The 17,104-nt window shown below is 63.5% G+C and carries 17 protein-coding genes; 8 read left to right on the top strand and 9 right to left on the bottom strand.

What is annotated here, in order from left to right; all coding sequences use genetic code 11:
• The first annotated feature begins 87 nt into the window (after positions 1-87).
• A complete protein-coding gene (locus NP534_RS08280; RefSeq protein ID WP_033700379.1) occupies positions 88-387 on the top strand; it encodes a PilZ domain-containing protein in 300 nt (99 codons plus the stop codon).
• 35 nt (positions 388-422) lie between these two features.
• Here the strand turns inward: NP534_RS08280 and NP534_RS08285 are convergent, their stop codons facing one another.
• Positions 423-1,130 (bottom strand): MlaA family lipoprotein, encoded by a 708-nt coding sequence (locus tag NP534_RS08285; protein ID WP_274098416.1) that lies wholly within the window; start codon positions 1,128-1,130, stop codon positions 423-425.
• Positions 1,131-1,321: 191 nt separating this feature from the next.
• On the opposite strand from NP534_RS08285, the gene NP534_RS08290 reads away from it, so the two are divergent.
• Together NP534_RS08290 and NP534_RS08295 are read left to right on the top strand one after the other, a co-directional pair.
• Positions 1,322-1,885 carry a phosphonoacetaldehyde phosphonohydrolase-related protein gene (locus tag NP534_RS08290; protein WP_274098417.1) on the top strand — a complete coding sequence of 188 codons (564 nt, stop codon included), beginning with the start codon at positions 1,322-1,324 and terminating at the stop codon, positions 1,883-1,885.
• A gap of 122 nt (positions 1,886-2,007) precedes the next feature.
• Entirely contained in the window at positions 2,008-2,271 is a 264-nt protein-coding gene (locus NP534_RS08295) for a DUF4404 family protein (RefSeq protein ID WP_003248815.1), read from the top strand.
• Between the two features lie 59 nt (positions 2,272-2,330).
• On the opposite strand, the gene queF is transcribed toward NP534_RS08295, so the two are convergent.
• Positions 2,331-3,161 carry an NADPH-dependent 7-cyano-7-deazaguanine reductase QueF gene (gene queF / locus NP534_RS08300; protein ID WP_274098418.1) on the bottom strand — a complete coding sequence of 277 codons (831 nt, stop codon included), beginning with the start codon at positions 3,159-3,161 and terminating at the stop codon, positions 2,331-2,333.
• A 68-nt stretch (positions 3,162-3,229) separates the two neighbouring features.
• The gene (locus NP534_RS08305) at positions 3,230-3,733 is read right to left on the bottom strand and encodes a cupredoxin domain-containing protein (protein WP_274098419.1); all 504 of its coding nucleotides are present in this window, start codon (positions 3,731-3,733) and stop codon (positions 3,230-3,232) included.
• A gap of 184 nt (positions 3,734-3,917) precedes the next feature.
• On the opposite strand from NP534_RS08305, the gene cinR reads away from it, so the two are divergent.
• Positions 3,918-4,598 carry a two-component system response regulator CinR gene (gene cinR / locus NP534_RS08310; protein WP_274098420.1) on the top strand — a complete coding sequence of 227 codons (681 nt, stop codon included), beginning with the start codon at positions 3,918-3,920 and terminating at the stop codon, positions 4,596-4,598.
• The gene (locus tag NP534_RS08315; protein ID WP_274098421.1) at positions 4,595-5,947 is read left to right on the top strand and encodes a heavy metal sensor histidine kinase; all 1,353 of its coding nucleotides are present in this window, start codon (positions 4,595-4,597) and stop codon (positions 5,945-5,947) included. Before cinR ends, NP534_RS08315 begins: the two co-directional genes overlap by 4 nt.
• 38 nt (positions 5,948-5,985) lie before the next feature.
• Here the strand turns inward: NP534_RS08315 and NP534_RS08320 are convergent, their stop codons facing one another.
• The 3 genes from NP534_RS08320 to NP534_RS08330 are packed head-to-tail and all read right to left on the bottom strand — an operon-like array spanning position 5,986 to position 9,225.
• On the bottom strand, positions 5,986-7,227 hold the full coding sequence (locus tag NP534_RS08320) for a lipoprotein-releasing ABC transporter permease subunit (protein ID WP_274098422.1): 1,242 nt from the start codon (positions 7,225-7,227) through the stop codon (positions 5,986-5,988).
• Positions 7,228-7,283: 56 nt separating this feature from the next.
• A complete protein-coding gene (gene lolD, locus NP534_RS08325) occupies positions 7,284-7,967 on the bottom strand; it encodes a lipoprotein-releasing ABC transporter ATP-binding protein LolD (RefSeq protein WP_177326495.1) in 684 nt (227 codons plus the stop codon).
• Between the two features lie 7 nt (positions 7,968-7,974).
• On the bottom strand, positions 7,975-9,225 hold the full coding sequence (locus tag NP534_RS08330; RefSeq protein WP_033700392.1) for a lipoprotein-releasing ABC transporter permease subunit: 1,251 nt from the start codon (positions 9,223-9,225) through the stop codon (positions 7,975-7,977).
• Positions 9,226-9,318: 93 nt separating this feature from the next.
• Here NP534_RS08330 and NP534_RS08335 point away from each other — a divergent pair, with 93 nt between their 5' ends.
• Positions 9,319-9,903, top strand: a complete 585-nt coding sequence (locus tag NP534_RS08335; RefSeq protein WP_274098423.1) for a PilZ domain-containing protein — start codon at positions 9,319-9,321, stop codon at positions 9,901-9,903.
• Positions 9,904-9,932: 29 nt separating this feature from the next.
• Entirely contained in the window at positions 9,933-10,649 is a 717-nt protein-coding gene (locus tag NP534_RS08340; protein ID WP_274098424.1) for a glycerophosphodiester phosphodiesterase, read from the top strand.
• 48 nt (positions 10,650-10,697) lie between these two features.
• Here the strand turns inward: NP534_RS08340 and sthA are convergent, their stop codons facing one another.
• The 3 genes from sthA to NP534_RS08355 form a co-directional block, all read right to left on the bottom strand.
• Complete coding sequence (gene sthA / locus NP534_RS08345; protein ID WP_033700396.1) at positions 10,698-12,092, bottom strand: Si-specific NAD(P)(+) transhydrogenase; 1,395 nt, start codon at positions 12,090-12,092, stop codon at positions 10,698-10,700.
• Positions 12,093-12,293: 201 nt separating this feature from the next.
• On the bottom strand, positions 12,294-13,292 hold the full coding sequence (locus tag NP534_RS08350; RefSeq protein ID WP_274098425.1) for an FAD:protein FMN transferase: 999 nt from the start codon (positions 13,290-13,292) through the stop codon (positions 12,294-12,296).
• Positions 13,293-13,489: 197 nt separating this feature from the next.
• Positions 13,490-14,953 carry a glyceraldehyde-3-phosphate dehydrogenase gene (locus tag NP534_RS08355; protein WP_033700399.1) on the bottom strand — a complete coding sequence of 488 codons (1,464 nt, stop codon included), beginning with the start codon at positions 14,951-14,953 and terminating at the stop codon, positions 13,490-13,492.
• Between the two features lie 167 nt (positions 14,954-15,120).
• Between NP534_RS08355 and NP534_RS08360 the strand changes: the two genes are divergently transcribed.
• Positions 15,121-17,104 (top strand): CarD family transcriptional regulator (locus tag NP534_RS08360; protein ID WP_274098426.1); only part of this gene is annotated, 1,984 nt, incomplete at its 3' end.

A 17,104-nucleotide genomic window follows, 5' to 3' on the forward strand; every position in this document is an offset into this window, starting at 1 on the left:
GAGGTTCGACCTCGCTGCTCTTTACAGGCCAAATCACCGGGAGTTATAAGAAAGCCGACCCGTGCAACCCAAAGGGAAGGATGCAGCATGCCTCAGACGCCCTCCAACCACAGCGAAAAACGCGATTTCATCCGCATGCGCATCGATACCGAGGTGAGCCTGCTGCACGAAGGCCAGGTGATTGCGGCGGTGTGCCTGGACCTGTCCAGCGGGGGCATGCAGGTGCAGGCGCCGCAGCGCTTTCAGGTGGGGGATACGCTTGAGGTGCGGATCGATTCCGATCACCCGGCGCTCAAGGGCTTGCACGCCAGCACCGAGGTGGTGTGGATTGCCGATCAGCCCGATGGGCAGCAGAAGTTCGGCCTGCGCATCCTGGCCATGCATTGACGCGGGGGCTGCAGGGCAGCCCCCTTGCTCAAGAATCAGAAGTCGTCTTCGACTTCGCCGTCCTTGACCTTGAACTCGCGGTTCTGCAGGTAGGCGTTGCGAATGAAGATGTACTTGTCGCCCTGAATCAATTTTTCCGCCGACAGCAGGCTGGCGCGGGTATCGATCACGTCCAGTGCAAAGATCGAGTTGCGCGTCGGCACATGGTCGATATAGCGGTAGGGCTTGGTGTAGCTGTCGGGGTACTTGGCCAGGCCATCACGCACGGTGCTTGGGCCCAGCAACGGGATGACCACGTAGGGGCCGCTGCCCACACCCCAGTAACCCAGGGTCTGGCCAAAGTCCTCGTCGCTACGCTGCAGGCCCATCTTGGTGCCGACGTCGAAGAAGCCACCGATGCCGAACGTGGTGTTGACGATCAAGCGTGCGGTGTCCACCCCTGCCGCATGCGGCTTGAGCTGCAGCACGTTGTTGACCAGGTTGGTCACGTCGCCCAGGTTGCGGAAGACATTGTGGATGCCGTCTTCAAGAAATTGCGGCGTCACCGCCTCGTAGCCCTTGGCCAATGGCTTGAGGGCATAGGTGTCGACGGTATCGTTGAACCTGAAGATCGGTCGGTTGACCGCCTCCCACGGGTCCTCCTCGGTGGCCGCCTGGGTAGCCGCCACGGGCGCCAGCAGCAAGCTGGCGCAGACACAGGCCTGGGTGACTCGCTCGATCACACCGGCACCGATCCTACGCATAGATGTCTCTCCATCGAATTTCTTGGCCGCAGCCGCACCTGGCGCGCTGCTGGTAAGGCGCAAGTATAAGGGCTTGCGGGCTGATCACCAGCATTACACATTTTTCCTAAAGATTTTGTGAACGTATGTTGCACCGTCATCGCCCGGTAACAATGGCGGCATAGCCTGCGGACTATTTCAGGGAAGTTGCCATGCACGATGCATCCGCCTTCACTGCTGTGCTGTTCGGCCTGCGTGGCTGCCTGGTCCAGGGGGCGAACGGCAACCCGCTGCCCGCGCCCGGCGCCCTGGCAACACTGGCCAGCCTGCGCCAGCGCCAGGTGCCCTGCATCTGGCTGGACGACCTGAGTGCCACGCAAGGCAAACGCCTGGCCAACGTGCTGCCCGACTGGTTGCCGGGGCATTCGGTTAACGGTGTGCGCTGGCCGGCACCGAACGCCTGCTGGCAGGCACTGATGGCGCTGGACAGCGCGCACCTGGATGGCTGCGTACTGGTCAGTGGCGAACCGGCGCTGTTGCAATCGGGCCTGAACGCCGGGTTGTGGACCGTGGGCCTGGCCGCCTGCAGCCCTTATTGCGACCTCAGTTCCCGCCATTGGCAAGCCATGAGCCAACAGGAGCGGGACCTGGCCCGCGGCAAGGCCACCCTCGAACTGTTCAGCCTGGGCGTGCATTCGGTGATCGATCACCTCGAAGCATTGGACACCTGTCTGCAGGACATTGCCCAGCGGCGCCGCAAGGGTGAAAAACCCTGATACAGCACCTTTGATGCGGATCATGCAAAGCGGCTGCGAGTGGATTACATTGAAAGCAGGCCAGAACCTTTGCCGCTTCGCTGAGGTCCATGCCTTGCCAAGCCATTGATGGAGAAAAGCCAATGCCTGCCCGCGAATTGCAAGAGCGTCTGAACAGCTTGCGCGAGCAACTGGACCGGAACGTACCGCTTTCGGAAGAAGAGCTGGCCGCCCTGCATGAGGAAGCCAGACAGATAGAAGCGCAACTGAAGCTTGAAGAAGCCACGCCGGACAACAACCTGGTGGATGGCGTGAACCTGGCGATTGAACGCTTCGAGGCTGATCACCCCGACTTGACCGCTACCCTGCGCAGCATTGCCAACTCGCTGCACAGCATGGGGATCTGATTCAGCAAGGCCCCTGTGGGAGCGGGCTCATCCGCGCCCACAGGGGCCTTTTACCTGCCTTACTGGCGAACCAACCGCAGGTTCGCAGGGCTGATCGCCCCCATGCTGCGATACGGGTTGATATCCAGCCCCCCTCGTCGCACATACCGCGCATACACCGTCAAATGCTCGGGCTGCAGCAGGTTCTTCAAGTCCAGGTAGATCCGCTCGACGCACTGTTCGTGGAAGTCGGCATGCTGACGGAAGCTGATCAGGTAAGTCAGCAGGCTGGCATGGTCCAGCGCCCTGCCCTTGTACTCGACCACGACGCTGCCCCAGTCCGGCTGACCGGTGACCGGGCAGTTGGATTTGAGCAAATGGCTGTGCACGGTTTCTTCCACCACGTGCTCCGGGTTGCAGCGCAGCAGCTCCGGTTGCGGCTGTTCATAGTTGCTGATGGCCACATCCAGCGCATCGATGCACTGCCCCGGCAACGCCACCACGCCCTGGGCCTCGACTTCAGCCAAGGTGCGAACCTTGACGCTGACCGGCTTGCCAGCGGCTGCAGACAAGTCCTTCTCCAGGCAAGCCTGCAGCTCGCCAATCGCGGCGAACACCGTCTGGTTCAGCGAGTTCAGGTACAACTTGAACGACTTGGACTCGATGATGTTCGGCGAGTCGGCAGGGATGGCGAACTCACCGATCGCTACCACCGGCTTGCCCGAGGGCAACAGCCACGACAACTCGAAGCAGTTCCAGTAGTCCACGCCCTGCCACGGCAGGGTCTGGGCAGTGACGCCCAGCTCGGCCCACTTGGCAGTACGCGGGATCGGGAACAGCAGCTCAGGGGAGTAGGTAGCGATGTATTCGCTGGACTTGCCCAGCGGGGAGTGTTCGGCGGCGGGATGCATGGAAACTGACCTGAAGGTTCGAAATACTTCCTAGTCTACCGTTTTTACCGCCCGCCTTGCAGGGCAAGTCACTCGATGGTCAGCGGCCCGACCATGCCGGCCTGGTAGTGCCCCGGCACGTTGCAGGCGAACTCGATGGGCGCCGACTGGCGGAAGGTCCAGGTCAGCTCGGCACGCTGGCCCGGTTGCACCAGCACGGTGTTGCCCGCGTCATGGCCATGGTCTGCGTGGCCCATCTGGCCGTGGTCCATGCCCTCGTGGTGCATGCCTGCGGTAAACAGCTTGCCCTGCATGGCGATCATCTGCTTCTGATGTTCGACGTGCATGGCCTTGTCGCCCAGGTTGAACTCGTGGGGCAACTTGCCTTCGTTGATCAAGACAAAGCGCACGGTTTCGCCAGCTTTGGCGTGCAGGCTCTTGGGCTCGAACGCGATGTCCTTGAGCACGACCTCGACTGTGCGGGTAGCCTTGGCCGCCGGGGCCGGCTCGCCGAAGGCGAAGCTTTTGCCACCGTCTGCCAGGGCGGGCAGGCTTACCAGGGCAAAGGCGGCGGCGATGAACAGGTGTTTCATGATGACTCCAAAGCTTACAGCGGGGATAAGGCCACTTTAGAAAAGGCCGGCTGGCAACTACCTGACAGGAAGATTACAACTTTGTCAGCTTGGGCGGCGCTTGGGCGACCCTTGATATAGTCACGTATCATTTCAGTCATCACACCGCCCGCACAGGGCTGCCTCCCGATAGTGTGGACACCGCATGAAACTGTTGATCGTCGAAGACCAGGCCCGCACCGGCCAGTACCTCAGCCAAGGCCTTAGCGAAGCAGGCTTTGCCACCGAACTGGCGGCCGATGGCGAAACCGGCCAGCACCTGGCGCTAAGCGGCGATCACGACTTGTTGATCCTCGATGTCATGCTGCCTGGCCGCGACGGCTGGCAGATTCTGCAAGCGGTGCGCCAGGCCGGCCTGGACACACCCGTGCTGTTCCTCACCGCCCGCGATGCCGTCGAGGACCGCGTGCACGGCCTGGAACTGGGCGCGGATGATTACCTGGTCAAGCCGTTCGCCTTCTCCGAGCTGCTGGCGCGGGTACGCAGCCTGCTGCGCCGCGGCGCCAGCCCGAGCCTGGACACCACCTTGAGCCTGGCCGACCTGCGCCTGGACCTGATCCGCCGCCGTGCCGAGCGTGCCGGCCAGCGTATCGACCTCACCGCCAAAGAGTTCGCCCTGCTCGAACTGCTGCTGCGGCGCCAAGGCGAGGTGTTGCCCAAGTCACTGATTGCCTCGCAAGTCTGGGACATGAATTTCGACAGCGACACCAATGTCATCGAAGTGGCGATTCGCCGCCTGCGCCTGAAGATCGACGACCCGCACGCCAACAAGCTGATCCACACGGTGCGCGGCATGGGTTATGTACTGGAGGAGCGTCAGGATTGATGCGCAGGCGTTCCCTCGGCAGCCGCCTGGCGCTGCTGTTCGCGGCCTGCACGGCTGCTGTTTCGCTGGGTGCCGGCATCCTGTTCAACCGTGCCAGCGAACAGCACTTCATCGAGCTGGACCAACAACTGCTCGAATCACGCCTGTCGCTGTTTCGCACGCAACTCGCCGGTGTCGCCACACCCGCCGAGCTTGAGGCCCGGCTCCCTGCCCTGCGCGATGAGCTCAGCCACCAGGCTGACCTGGCCCTGCGCATCAGCGGTAAAGACGGCGCACCGTGGTTCGACAGCCGCACGCAGTTGCCCGACACCACGCCGCCCTCCGGGCTTGCGACCTTGCACACGGACGGCACCGACTACCGCAGCCTGGCCATGCCCCTGAAGCCGGCCGACCCGCAATCCGCGCAGCTGACGCTGTACCTCGACATCACCCACCATCAACATTTTCTGCAGGGCATGCAACGCTTGATCTGGCTGACCGTCGGCCTCTCGGCCCTGGCTACGGCGCTGCTCGGTGCCTGGGCCGTACGCCGCGGGCTGCGGCCCCTGCGGCAGATGGGCCAGGTCGCCGCCAGCGTATCGGCACGCTCGTTGACCACCCGCTTGCCGGTGGCGCAGATGCCGGAAGAACTGGCCGAACTGGCCACCACCGTGAATGCCATGCTGCAACGCCTGGACGATGCCTTCCAGCGCCTGTCGGCGTTCTCGGCCGATATCGCCCACGAACTGCGCACGCCGCTGTCCAACCTGCTGACCCACACCCAGGTCACCCTCACCCGTCCGCGCAGCCTCGAAGAGTACCGCGAGGCGCTGCATGGCAACCTGGAGGAACTGCAATGGATGGCACAGATGATCAACGACATGCTGTACCTGGCCAAAGCCGACCACGGCCTGCTGGTGCCCGGGCAGGCTGCCCTGGCCTTGCACGAGGATGTGGATGCGTTGCTGGAGTTCTATGCCCCGCTGGCCGAAGACTCTGATGTAAGGCTGTTGCGCGAAGGCCAATTGCTGCTGCAGGGGGACCGCAACATGCTGCGCCGGGCACTGTCCAACCTGCTCGACAACGCCTTGCGCTTTACCCCGCCGGGTGGGCAGGTACAGGTGACATTGGGGCCGGGGTCACGGATATGCGTGGCCAATACCGGGGCTGCGATCGAACCGGCTGCATTGCCACGCTTGTTCGATCGGTTCTACCGGGTGGACCCGGCGCGACGGGAAGGCAGTAGCGAGCATGCAGGATTAGGGTTGGCGATTACCCGCTCGATCGTGCAAGCGCATGGCGGCAGCATTTCTGCGACGAGTGAAAACGGCTGGACGCGCTTTGTGATCGAGCTGCCTGAAGGTCGGTGACCGAGGGCGCAATGCGCCCCCAAACGCTCAAACAGCCCTCAAACCGCCAAGCCAATCGCCGGCTGCACCTGCGATGCCCGATAAGCCGGGTAAATAGTCGCCAAAAAGCTCATCACCAACCCGGCCGCACAGATCATCGCCACATCCCCCCATTGCAGCTCCGAAGGTAGGCTGCTGATGAAGTACACATCCGAAGTGAAGATGTGCTGGCCGCTGACTCGCTCCAGCCAGCCCACAATCTGACTGACATTGAACGCGGCAATCACCCCCAGCACACCCCCGATCAACGTCCCCACCACACCGATCAAGCTACCCTGCACCATGAACGTGCCCATGATCTGCGCAGGCGTGGCGCCCAAGGTACGCAGGATGGCGATATCCGGCCCCTTGTCGTTCACCACCATCACCAACGTGGCAATGATGTTGAATGCCGCGACCGCGATGATCATCATCAGCAACAGGCCGATCATGGTTTTTTCCATCTTCATGGCGCTGAACAGGCTGCCCTGTGTGTGCGACCAGTCATCGGCGCGGTAGGCATCACCCAGGCCCGCGACGATGGCCTTGGACACCTGCGGCGCCGCATACAGATCATGCAGTTTCAGCCGCACGCCCTGCACCTGGCCCGGTGCCCAGCGCTGCATTTCACCCGCATCGGCGACGTGAATGTAGGCTTGCGAACCATCCAGCTCGGCGCCGACCTTGAAGATACCGACCACGGTCAGGCGCTGCATGCGCGGGGTGATGCCACCCGGTGCCTTGCTGATTTCCGGCACGATCAGGGTCAGCTTGTCACCGGTGTTCAGGCGGAAACGGCGCGCACTCAGCTCACCGATCACCACGCCGAACTCACCCGGCTGCAGGTCTTGCAAACGGCCCTGGACAATATGCTGGCCGACAATGGAGACCTTGCCTTCCTCTGCCGGGTCGATGCCACTGACCTGGATCGGCTGCATCGCGCCCTTGTACGAGAGCATGCCTTCCATCTCGGTGATCGGCGCGGCGGCCATCACCGCCGGATCTTTCAGCGCGGCATCGGCGACCGTGCGCCAGTCGTCCAGCGGCTGCACGCCCAGGATGCTGGCATGCGGCACCAGGCCAAGGATGCGCGAGCTCATTTCACGCTGGAAGCCGTTCATTACCGACAGCACCACGATCATCGCCAGCACGCCCAGGGACAGGCCGATCATCGAAGTCATCGAGATGAACGAGATGAAATGGTTGCGGCGCTTGGCACGGGTGTAGCGAGCACCAATGAACAAGGGCAAGGGTCTGAACATGTAAAACACCCAATGAAAGAGTTGCGGGGCGGCTCAGGCCACCCCGTGCAGGCGGCTCAGATCGCCACCAGGTGACCGTCGTCGAGTTTCAGCACGCGGTCCATCTGGCGCGCCAGGTTGAGGTCGTGGGTTACCACCAGGAACGCCGTGCGCGAGGCGCTGGACAGCTCTTGCATCAATTCCTGAATACCCTGGGCGGTGTGGTGGTCGAGGTTGCCGGTAGGCTCGTCGAGCATCACCAGGCCCGGGCGGTTGACCAGTGCACGGGCGATCGCCACACGCTGGCGCTCGCCGCCAGACAGCTCGGCCGGCTTGTGCGTGAGCCGGTGGCTCAGGCCGACCCGCTTGAGCAGCGCCTCGGCGCGCTCACGGGCTTCCGGGATTGGCGTGCGGCCGATCAGCAGCGGCATGCAGACGTTTTCCAGCGCGGTGAATTCCGGCAGCAGGTGGTGGAACTGATAAACGAAACCCAGTGCCCGGTTGCGCAACAGGCCACGCGCACGCTCACCCAGGGCCGACAGTTCCTCACCCGCCAGCCAGACGCTGCCCTGGGTGGGCGTGTCGAGGCCGCCAAGCAGGTTGAGCAAGGTGCTCTTGCCAGAGCCAGAGCTGCCGACGATGGCCACGCGCTCACCCGGGTGCAGCTCCAGCTGCAGGCCCGACAGCACCTGTACCGACTCTGGGCCTTCGTCGTAGGACTTGCCCAGGTTGCGGCAACTCAGAACGGCTTTATCACTCATGCGCGACTCACTCATAACGTAGCGCCTCTGCAGGCTGGGTGCGGGCCGCACGCCAGGCCGGGTACAGGGTGGCGAAGAAACTCAGGACCAGCGCCGCGGCGCAGACCATGTACACGTCATTGGCCATGATCTGCGACGGCAGGTAATCGATGAAATAGACGTCGGCGTTGAGGAACTTGTGCCCGATCAGCGTCTCGATGCCGGCAATCGCCGCGCTCACGTTGAGCGCTGCCAGGATGCCGACCACGGCGCCGATCAAGGTGCCGATCACCCCGATCACCGTACCCTGCACCATGAAGATGGCCATGATCTGCCCAGGTGTGGCGCCAAGGGTGCGCAAGATCGCGATGTCGCCGCGCTTGTCGTTGACCACCATTACCAGGGTGGAAATAATGTTGAACGCCGCCACCGCCACGATCAGCAGCAACAGCAGGCCGATCATGGCCTTCTCCATGCGGATCGCCTGGTACAGGTTGCCATGGGTGCGGGTCCAGTCCCGGCTGTAGAACTCCTGGTCACCCAGGTGTTGGGCGATGTCCCAGGCCACGCGCGGCGCCTGGAACAGGTCGTCGAACTTCAGGCGCAGGCCCTGCACCTGGTTCGGCTTCCAGCGGTGCAGGCGGGACAGGTCGTTGATGTTGGTCAGGCCCAGGTAACCGTCGATCTCGCCGGCGCCCACGTGGAAGGTACCGACCACGGTGAAGCGCTTCATGCGCGGGAACATGCCGGCCGGGGTCACGCTGACCTCGGGCGCGACGAAGGTCAGCTTGTCACCGATGGCGACACCCAGCTTGGCCGCAGCCTTGTCGCCGATCATGATGCCCCACTCGCCCGGCGCCAGCTGGTCGAGACGGCCTTGCTGGACGAAGTTGTCGATGATCGACACCTCGCGTTCGCGCGCCGGGTCGATGCCATTGAGCAGCACCTTCTGCACCTTGCCGTCGTGGGTCAGCAGGCCCTGCATCTGGGTGAAGGGCGCAACCGCCACCACCTGCGGATTCTGCTTTACTTGTTGGGCAAGCGCAGGCCAGTCGTCAAGCGGCTGGCCGCTCTCGAGCGTGGCATGGGGAATCATGCCCAGCACGCGGGTACGCATCTCGTGGTCGAAGCCGTTCATGACCGAGAGCACCACGATCATCACCACCACGCCCAGGGCGAGGCCGATCATCGAGGTCAGGGAAATGAACGAGACGAAGTGATTGCGACGTTTGGCACGGGTATAACGCGTGCCGATAAATGCGAAAAGAGGTCTGAACATGTCGGGGCTTGTTCGGATGAAAGGGAACGTCCTTGTGGCGAGGCGCTTACGGCGGCTTTACACTCGGACCACCGCCGCTACCATGGGTTCGCCATGACGACATTAGACGAAGAAGATCGCCGCGAATACTACCGCATCGAAGATCAGATCGCACTTCAAATCAGCCCCTTGAGTGCGGCCGAAGCCCTTGAGCCAGAAGTGTTGCAGGATGATTCACCGCTGTTCAACCTGCTCAGCGAACTGCACCTGTCCGACTTCGAAGCCCAGCACCTGCTGCGCCAGTTGAGTGACAAGGACCGCACCCTTGCGGCGTTTCTGCGGGCGCAGAGCAAACGCCTCGACCTGCTCAGCGCCGTGGTCGCGCAGACCCTCATCGGCGAAATCGGCCAGCCGCAGGCAGTGGTCATCTCCGAAGGCGGCATCGAGTCCAGCCAGGCCCAGCCCATCGCCCCTGGCACCCGGGTCAAGGTGAAGATGGTGCTGATGCCCCGCGCCCACGGCCTGCTGCTGCGCGGCAAGGTCAGCCACTGCGACCCGCGCCCGGACGGCAGCTTCGAGGTCGGCACCGAATTCATCGACATGACCGACGCCCAGCGCCAACTGCTGGCCCGTTACATCCTGCAGCGCCAGCAACAGCAACGGCGCCAGCAGCTGGAACAGAACGACCCTGCTTCCTGAGCCTTTCCCTTTGAATTGAAGGAACGAACGTGACCCTGATCTACGGCCATCGCGGCGCCAAGGGCGAAGCCCCCGAAAACACCCTGAACAGCTTCCGCCAATGCCTGTCCCACGGCGTCAATCGCTGCGAGCTGGACCTGCACCTGTCGGCCGACAACGAACTGATGGTGATCCACGACCCGACCCTCAAACGCACCACCGGCCGTCGCGGCAAGGTGGTCGAGCAGCCGGCGGCCGACCTCACCAGGATCGACGCGCGCAAGGGCGGCCCGGGCTGGGTGCAGCCCTGCCCCATCCCGAAACTGGAAGAACTGTTCGAAAAATGCGCCTTCGAGCATTGGCAGCTGGAGGTCAAGAGCGCCTCGCGCACCCGCGCTGCCAGCACGGTGCTGGCGATTCGTGAACTGGCCCAGCAATACGGCCTGCTGGACAAAGTCACCATCACCTCGAGCTCACGCGAAGTGCTGGGTGCTGCGCTGGAGCTGGTGCCGGACGTGGCGCGCGGGCTGGTGGCCGAATACGCCTGGCTCGACCCACTGAAGGTCGCGCAGAACTACGGCTGCGAGCTGCTGGCATTGAACTGGACACTGTGCACCCCCGAGCGCCTGCTCAAGGCACAGGGCCAGGGGTTGCACGTGTCGGTGTGGACAGTCAACGAACCGGCACTGATGCGCCGGCTCGCTGATTTTGGCGTGGACAGCCTGATTACAGACTTTCCCGGTTTGGCCAAGACCACCCTCGGGTAGGGCTGAAATCGGTCTCCCCGACCGGCTCAGGCCACCGGCCGGAGCCGCTTAAAAAAGCCGGTTCAGGCCGTCGTAGGCAGCTACCCGATAAGCTTCGGCCATGGTCGGGTAGTTGAAGGTGGTGTTGACGAAGTACTTCAGGTTATTCAGCTCACCCGGCTGGTTCATGATGGCCTGGCCGATGTGGACGATTTCCGAAGCTTGGTAGCCGAAACAGTGCACGCCGAGGATTTCCAGGGTTTCACGGTGGAACAGAATCTTCAGCATGCCCTGCGGCTCCCCGGCGATCTGCGCACGCGCCATGCCTTTGAAGAAGGCCTTGCCCACTTCGTACGGCACCTTGGCCTGGGTCAGCTCTTGCTCGTTCTTGCCGATCGAGCTGATCTCCGGAATGGTGTAGATGCCGGTCGGCACGTCATTGACGAAGCGCCAGCTGCCATTGTCGACGATGCTGCCGGCAGCCGAACGGCCCTGGTCGTGGGCGGCACTGGCCAGGCTCGGCCAGCCGATCACATCACCGGCGCCGTAGATGTTCGGCACGGTCGTGCGGTAGGCCTCGTCGACCTCGATCTGGCCACGGCTGTTGACCTTGATGCCGATGTTTTCCAGGCCCAGCTTGTCGGTGTTGCCGGTACGGCCGTTGCACCACAGCAAGGCGTCGGCCTTGATCTTCTTGCCCGACTTCAGGTGCAGGACCACACCATTGTCCAGGCCTTCGACCCGCTCGTACTCCTCGTTGTGGCGTACGGTGATGTTGTTGTTGCTGAAGTGGTAGCTCAACGCCTGGGAAATTTCCGAATCCAGGAAGCTCAGCAACTGGCCACGGTTATCGACCAGCTCGACCAGCACGCCCAAGCCGCTGAAGATCGAAGCGTACTCGCAGCCGATCACGCCGGCGCCGTAGACGATCAGTTTGCGCGGGGTGTGGCTGAGGCTGAGGATGGTGTCGCTGTCGTAGACGCGCGGGTGATGGAAGTCGATGTCGGCCGGGCGATAAGGGCGCGAGCCGGTGGCGATGATGATGTGCTTGGCGTTGAGTTTTTCCACCACACCGTTGGGGCAGACCACTTCGACGGTCTGCTCGTCAGCGAAGCTGCCGGTGCCGAAGAACAGGTCGACACGGTTGCGTGCGTAGTAGCCGGTGCGCGAGGCGACCTGCTTGGAAATGACCTTTTCGGCGCTCTTGAGCACGTCCGGGAAGGAGAACCAGCGCGGCTCGCCGATGGCACGGAACATCGGGTTGGTGTTGAACTGCATGATCTGCCGCACCGAGTGACGCAGTGCCTTGGACGGGATGGTGCCCAAGTGGGTGCAGTTGCCGCCAACCTGGCGACGGCTGTCGACCATCGCCACCTTGCGCCCTGCTTTGGCGGCGTTCATTGCCGCGCCTTCTCCGGCCGGGCCGGAACCCAGCACCACTACGTCGTAGTTGTAGACAGCCATGCGTACTCCTTCAGAACTGGCCCGCGAGTCACGGTGGCTCGCGGGGCGCGATCATGTCGCCGGGGCGCCATGAGAAAATTCGGTTGCAGTCTAATCAAGCGTGAACGCCGCGCACATTAACCCTTGGTCGCGTCGTAGGCCAATTTTGCCTGCACTACATGTGGTTCACCGATTCCCTGGCGATCATCCATCCTTGCGCTTTCACTCGCCTTTCATTGCCCGCTCGAACGCAGGGGTGGTTCGGGAGACGAAGCCACCCTCGGCCCGAGTCACCAGCACAGCGGCAAGGTCATGGCTGATGGCGAAATCCCAGCCGCGCTCCGGCCCGAGGATCAGTAGCAGGGTCGAGTAGCCATCGGCCTGCAGCGCCGAGGCATCGAGCACGGTGACGGCGGCCAGGTCGTGCGCGACCGGGCGCCCGAGGCGGGCATCGAAGGTGTGCGAATAGCGCCGGCCATTCTCCTCGAAATAATGGCGATAGTCACCCGAGGTCGATACCGAAAGGCCATCGACCGGGATGACCTGGCGGGCGATCTGGCGGTCTTCACGGGGCAGCTCCAGGGCGATGCGCCAGGCGCTGCCATCGGGTTTGCGGCCAACGGCCTTGAGCTCGCCAGTGGCTTCGGCGATGAAGCTGGTAATACCCATGGCGCGCAGGCGCTCGGCGATCAGGTCGACGGCGTGGCCGGCGGCGATACTGTTGAAATCCAGTTCGACGGGGGCGTCCTTGCACAGCGCCTGGCCTTCGATACGCAGGTGCTGGTAGCCCACGCGCAGGCGCACCTGGGCCAGGGCCTGCGGGTCGGGCACCTGCTCGTGACGGGCCTGGGGGCCGAAGCCCCAGAGGTCGAGCAAGGGCTCGACAGTGAGGTCGAAGGCGCCGGCACTTTGCACAGCCAGGTGCTGGCCGAAACGGACCAGGCCGAGCATGTCGCGCGGCAGCGCCAGGCACTGATTGGCCGCGAGCTGGTTGAACTGGCTGACGGTGGAATCGCTGCGATAGGTCGAATAGTGCAGGTCGATCTCCTGCAGGATTGCCTCGACAGCCGCCTGCACCTGGACCGGGGGCGGGCCTGCGGGCTCGCGCACGTACTGGATGCTGTAGCTGCTGCCCATGGTCGGGCCACCCAGGCGCTCCAGGGTCGGGCCTTGGTTGCAGGCGGTGAGGAGCATCAATGCCAGGAGAAGAACTGTACGCACATTCGCTTACTCGACTATCCGGGCCGGCCTCTTCGCGGGGCAAGCCCGCTCCCACAGAAAAACCCTCAACCTTGAGGATGTCACTCATCCTGTAGGAGCGGGCTTGCCCCGCGAAGAGGCAGCCCGGACAACACAATAGTCAGGACAAAAAAACGGGAACCCGAAGGTTCCCGTTTTTTCATTGCCTTACAAGCGAATCAGCGCGGAAACGCTGGCGGGTTCACACCGGCCATGTCTTCCATCACGCGAACCACCTGGCAGCTGTAACCGAACTCGTTGTCGTACCAGACGTACAGCACAACGCGGTTGTCGTTGCAGATGGTGGCTTCGGCATCAACCACACCGGCGTGGCGCGAACCGACGAAGTCGGTGGAAACCACTTCCTGCGAGCTGACGTAGTCGATCTGCTTGTGCAGGTCCGAGTGCATGGCCGTCTGGCGCAGGTACTCGTTGATCTCTTCGCGGGTGGTAGCCTTTTCCAGGTTCAGGTTCAGGATGGCCATCGAGACGTTCGGCGTCGGCACGCGAATGGCGTTGCCGGTCAGCTTGCCTTTGAGCACTGGCAGCGCCTTGGCGGCAGCAGTGGCGGCGCCGGTCTCGGTGATGACCATGTTCAGCGGCGCGGCGCGGCCACGGCGGCTGCCCTTGTGGAAGTTGTCGATCAGGTTCTGGTCGTTGGTGAACGAGTGAACGGTTTCGACGTGACCATTGATGATGCCGTACTGGTCGTTGACAGCCTTCAGCACCGGCACGATGGCGTTGGTGGTGCAGGAGGCGGCCGAGATGATCTTGTCATCAGCAGCGATTTCGCCGTGGTTGATGCCGTGCACGATGTTCTTCAGCGCGCCCTTGCCAGGTGCGGTGAGGATCACGCGGGCAGCGCCCGGGCAGGCCAGGTGCTGGCCCAGGCCGTCGGCATCACGCCATACGCCGGTGTTGTCGACGATCAGCGCGTTGTCGATACCGTACTGGGTGTAGTCGACTTCGCTCGGGCTCTTGGCGTAGATAACCTGGATCAGGTTGCCGTTGGCGGTGATGGTGTTGTTGGCTTCGTCGATGGTGATGGTGCCATCGAACGGGCCGTGCACCGAGTCACGGCGCAGCAGGCTGGCACGCTTGACCAGGTCGTTCTCGGCGCCTTTGCGCACGACGATGGCACGCAGACGCAGGCCGTCGCCACCACCGGTCTTCTCGATCAGGATGCGCGCCAGCAGGCGGCCGATACGGCCGAAACCGTACAGCACGACGTCGGTGCCTTTACGCGCCGAAGCGTTCTGCTGGCCAACCACGTCGGCCAGTTCTTCACGCACGAACTGCTCGGCGCTGCGGCCGTTGCCTTCTAGCTTGAACTTGTTGGCCAGCTTGCCCAGGTCGACCGAAGCGGCGCCCAGTTTCAGCTCGCTCATGGCCTTGAGCAGGGGGAACGTCTCGTGGACAGACAGTTCGGTCTCGTCGGCCTGACGATGACGCGCAAAGCGGTGTGCTTTGAGGATCGAGATAACCGAACGGTTGATCAGGCTGCGGCCATAAATCGAGCTCACCACGTTGTTGTTGCGGTAGAGCTGACCGATAAGCGGGATCATCGCTTCAGCCAACGCTTCACGATCAATCCACTCACCAAGACACTGGTCGGGCTTCTGAGTCACGGGAACCTTCCACATGTAGGGACAGAAAAAAGGGGCTACATTATGACGCCCCAACGCGGAACGGGCAATGAGCGCCTGTCGCGGCAGCCAGAGCCAGTGTTCATGGCCTTTGGAGCCTGACAGCGGGCACCGGCACCGGTACAATCGGTCTCTTTGCCGCAACGCTTGGAGTGCAATCTCCCGTGTCAGTTCTGCGCCTACCGCAACTGTCGGCCACGGCCGGCAAACAAACCTGGGGCAACCTGCCCGGTGCCGCCCTCAGCCTTGCCATTGCCGAAGCCGCCAGCAGCGCTGGCCGCTTTACCCTGCTGCTGACGGCAGACAGCCAGGCCGCCGACCGTCTGGAACAGGAGCTGCGCTTCTTTGCCCCAGACTTGCCGGTGCTGCCCTTCCCCGATTGGGAAACCCTGCCCTACGACCTGTTCTCGCCACACCAGGACATCATCTCCCAGCGTATTGCCAGCCTGTACCGGCTGCCGGAGCTGAGCCACGGCATCCTGGTGGTGCCGATCACCACCGCCCTGCATCGCCTGGCGCCGACCCGCTTCCTGCTGGGCAGCAGCCTGGTGCTGGACATCGGCCAGACCATCGACGTCGAGCAGATGCGCACGCGCCTCGAAGCCAGCGGCTACCGCTGCGTCGACACGGTGTACGAGCATGGCGAGTTCGCCGTGCGCGGCGCCCTCATCGACCTGTACCCCATGGGCAGCAAACTGCCCTACCGCATCGACCTGTTCGATGACGAGATCGAAACGCTGCGCACCTTCGACCCCGAGACCCAGCGTTCGATCGACAAGGTCGACTCGGTGCGCCTGCTGCCGGCGCGCGAGTTCCCGATGCAGAAAGAGGAAGTGACCCGCTTCAAGGCCCGCTTCCGGGAGCGCTTCGACGTCGATTTCCGCCGCAGCGCGATCTTCCAGGACCTGGCCAGCGGCATCATCCCGGCCGGCATCGAGTACTACTTGCCGCTGTTCTTCGAAGAAACTTCGACCCTGTTCGACTACCTGCCCAGCGATACCCAGGTGTTTTCCCTGCCCGGTGTCGAGCAGGCGGCCGAGCACTTCTGGAACGACGTGCGCGGGCGCTACGAAGACCGCCGTGGCGACCTGAGTCGGCCATTGCTGCCGCCTGCCGAACTGTTCCTGCCGGTCGAAGACTGTTTCGCCCAGCTCAAGCAATGGCCGCGGGTGGTGGTCAGCGCCGAAGACGTCGACCCGGGCGTCGGCCGTGAGCGCTTCCCGGCACGCGCCCTGCCGGACCTTGCCATCGAGGCCAAGGCCAACCAGCCGCTGGCCGCGCTGGCCGGGTTCCTCGACCAGTTCCCCGGGCGGGTACTGTTCACTGCCGAATCGGCGGGCCGTCGCGAAGTGCTGCTGGAACTGCTCGATCGCCTCAAGCTGCGCCCCCACACCGTCGAAGGCTGGACCGACTTCATCACCGGCTCCGAGCGCCTGGCGATCACCGTTGCCCCGCTTGATGAGGGCCTGGTGCTGGACGACCCGGCCCTCGCCCTGGTGGCCGAGAGCCCGTTGTTCGGCCAGCGCGTGATGCAGCGCCGGCGCCGCGACAAACGTGGCGAAGCCGCCAACGATGCCGTGATCAAGAACCTCACCGAGCTGCGCGAAGGCGCGCCGGTGGTGCACATCGACCATGGCGTGGGCCGCTACCTGGGCCTGGCGACCCTGGAGATCGACGGCCAGGCCGCCGAGTTCCTCACCCTGGAATACGCCGAGAACGCCAAGCTTTACGTGCCGGTGGCCAACCTGCACCTGATTGCCCGCTACACCGGCAGCGACGACGCCCTGGCGCCGCTGCACCGGCTCGGCTCCGAGGCCTGGCAGAAGGCCAAGCGCAAGGCCGCCGAACAGGTGCGCGATGTCGCTGCCGAACTGCTCGACATCTACGCCCGCCGCGCCGCCCGCAAAGGCTATGCCTTCGCCGACCCGGCCGCCGACTACGCCACCTTCAGTGCCGGCTTCCCCTTCGAGGAAACCCCCGACCAGCAAAACGCCATCGAAGCCGTGCGCGCCGACATGCTCGCGGCCAAGCCAATGGACCGCCTGGTGTGTGGCGACGTGGGCTTCGGCAAGACCGAAGTGGCCATGCGCGCCGCCTTCATCGCCGTGCACAGCGGCCGCCAGGTGGCGGTACTGGTGCCTACAGATC

This window comes from Pseudomonas sp. 39004, from assembly GCF_028682155.1.
Classification (GTDB): domain Bacteria; phylum Pseudomonadota; class Gammaproteobacteria; order Pseudomonadales; family Pseudomonadaceae; genus Aquipseudomonas; species Aquipseudomonas capeferrum.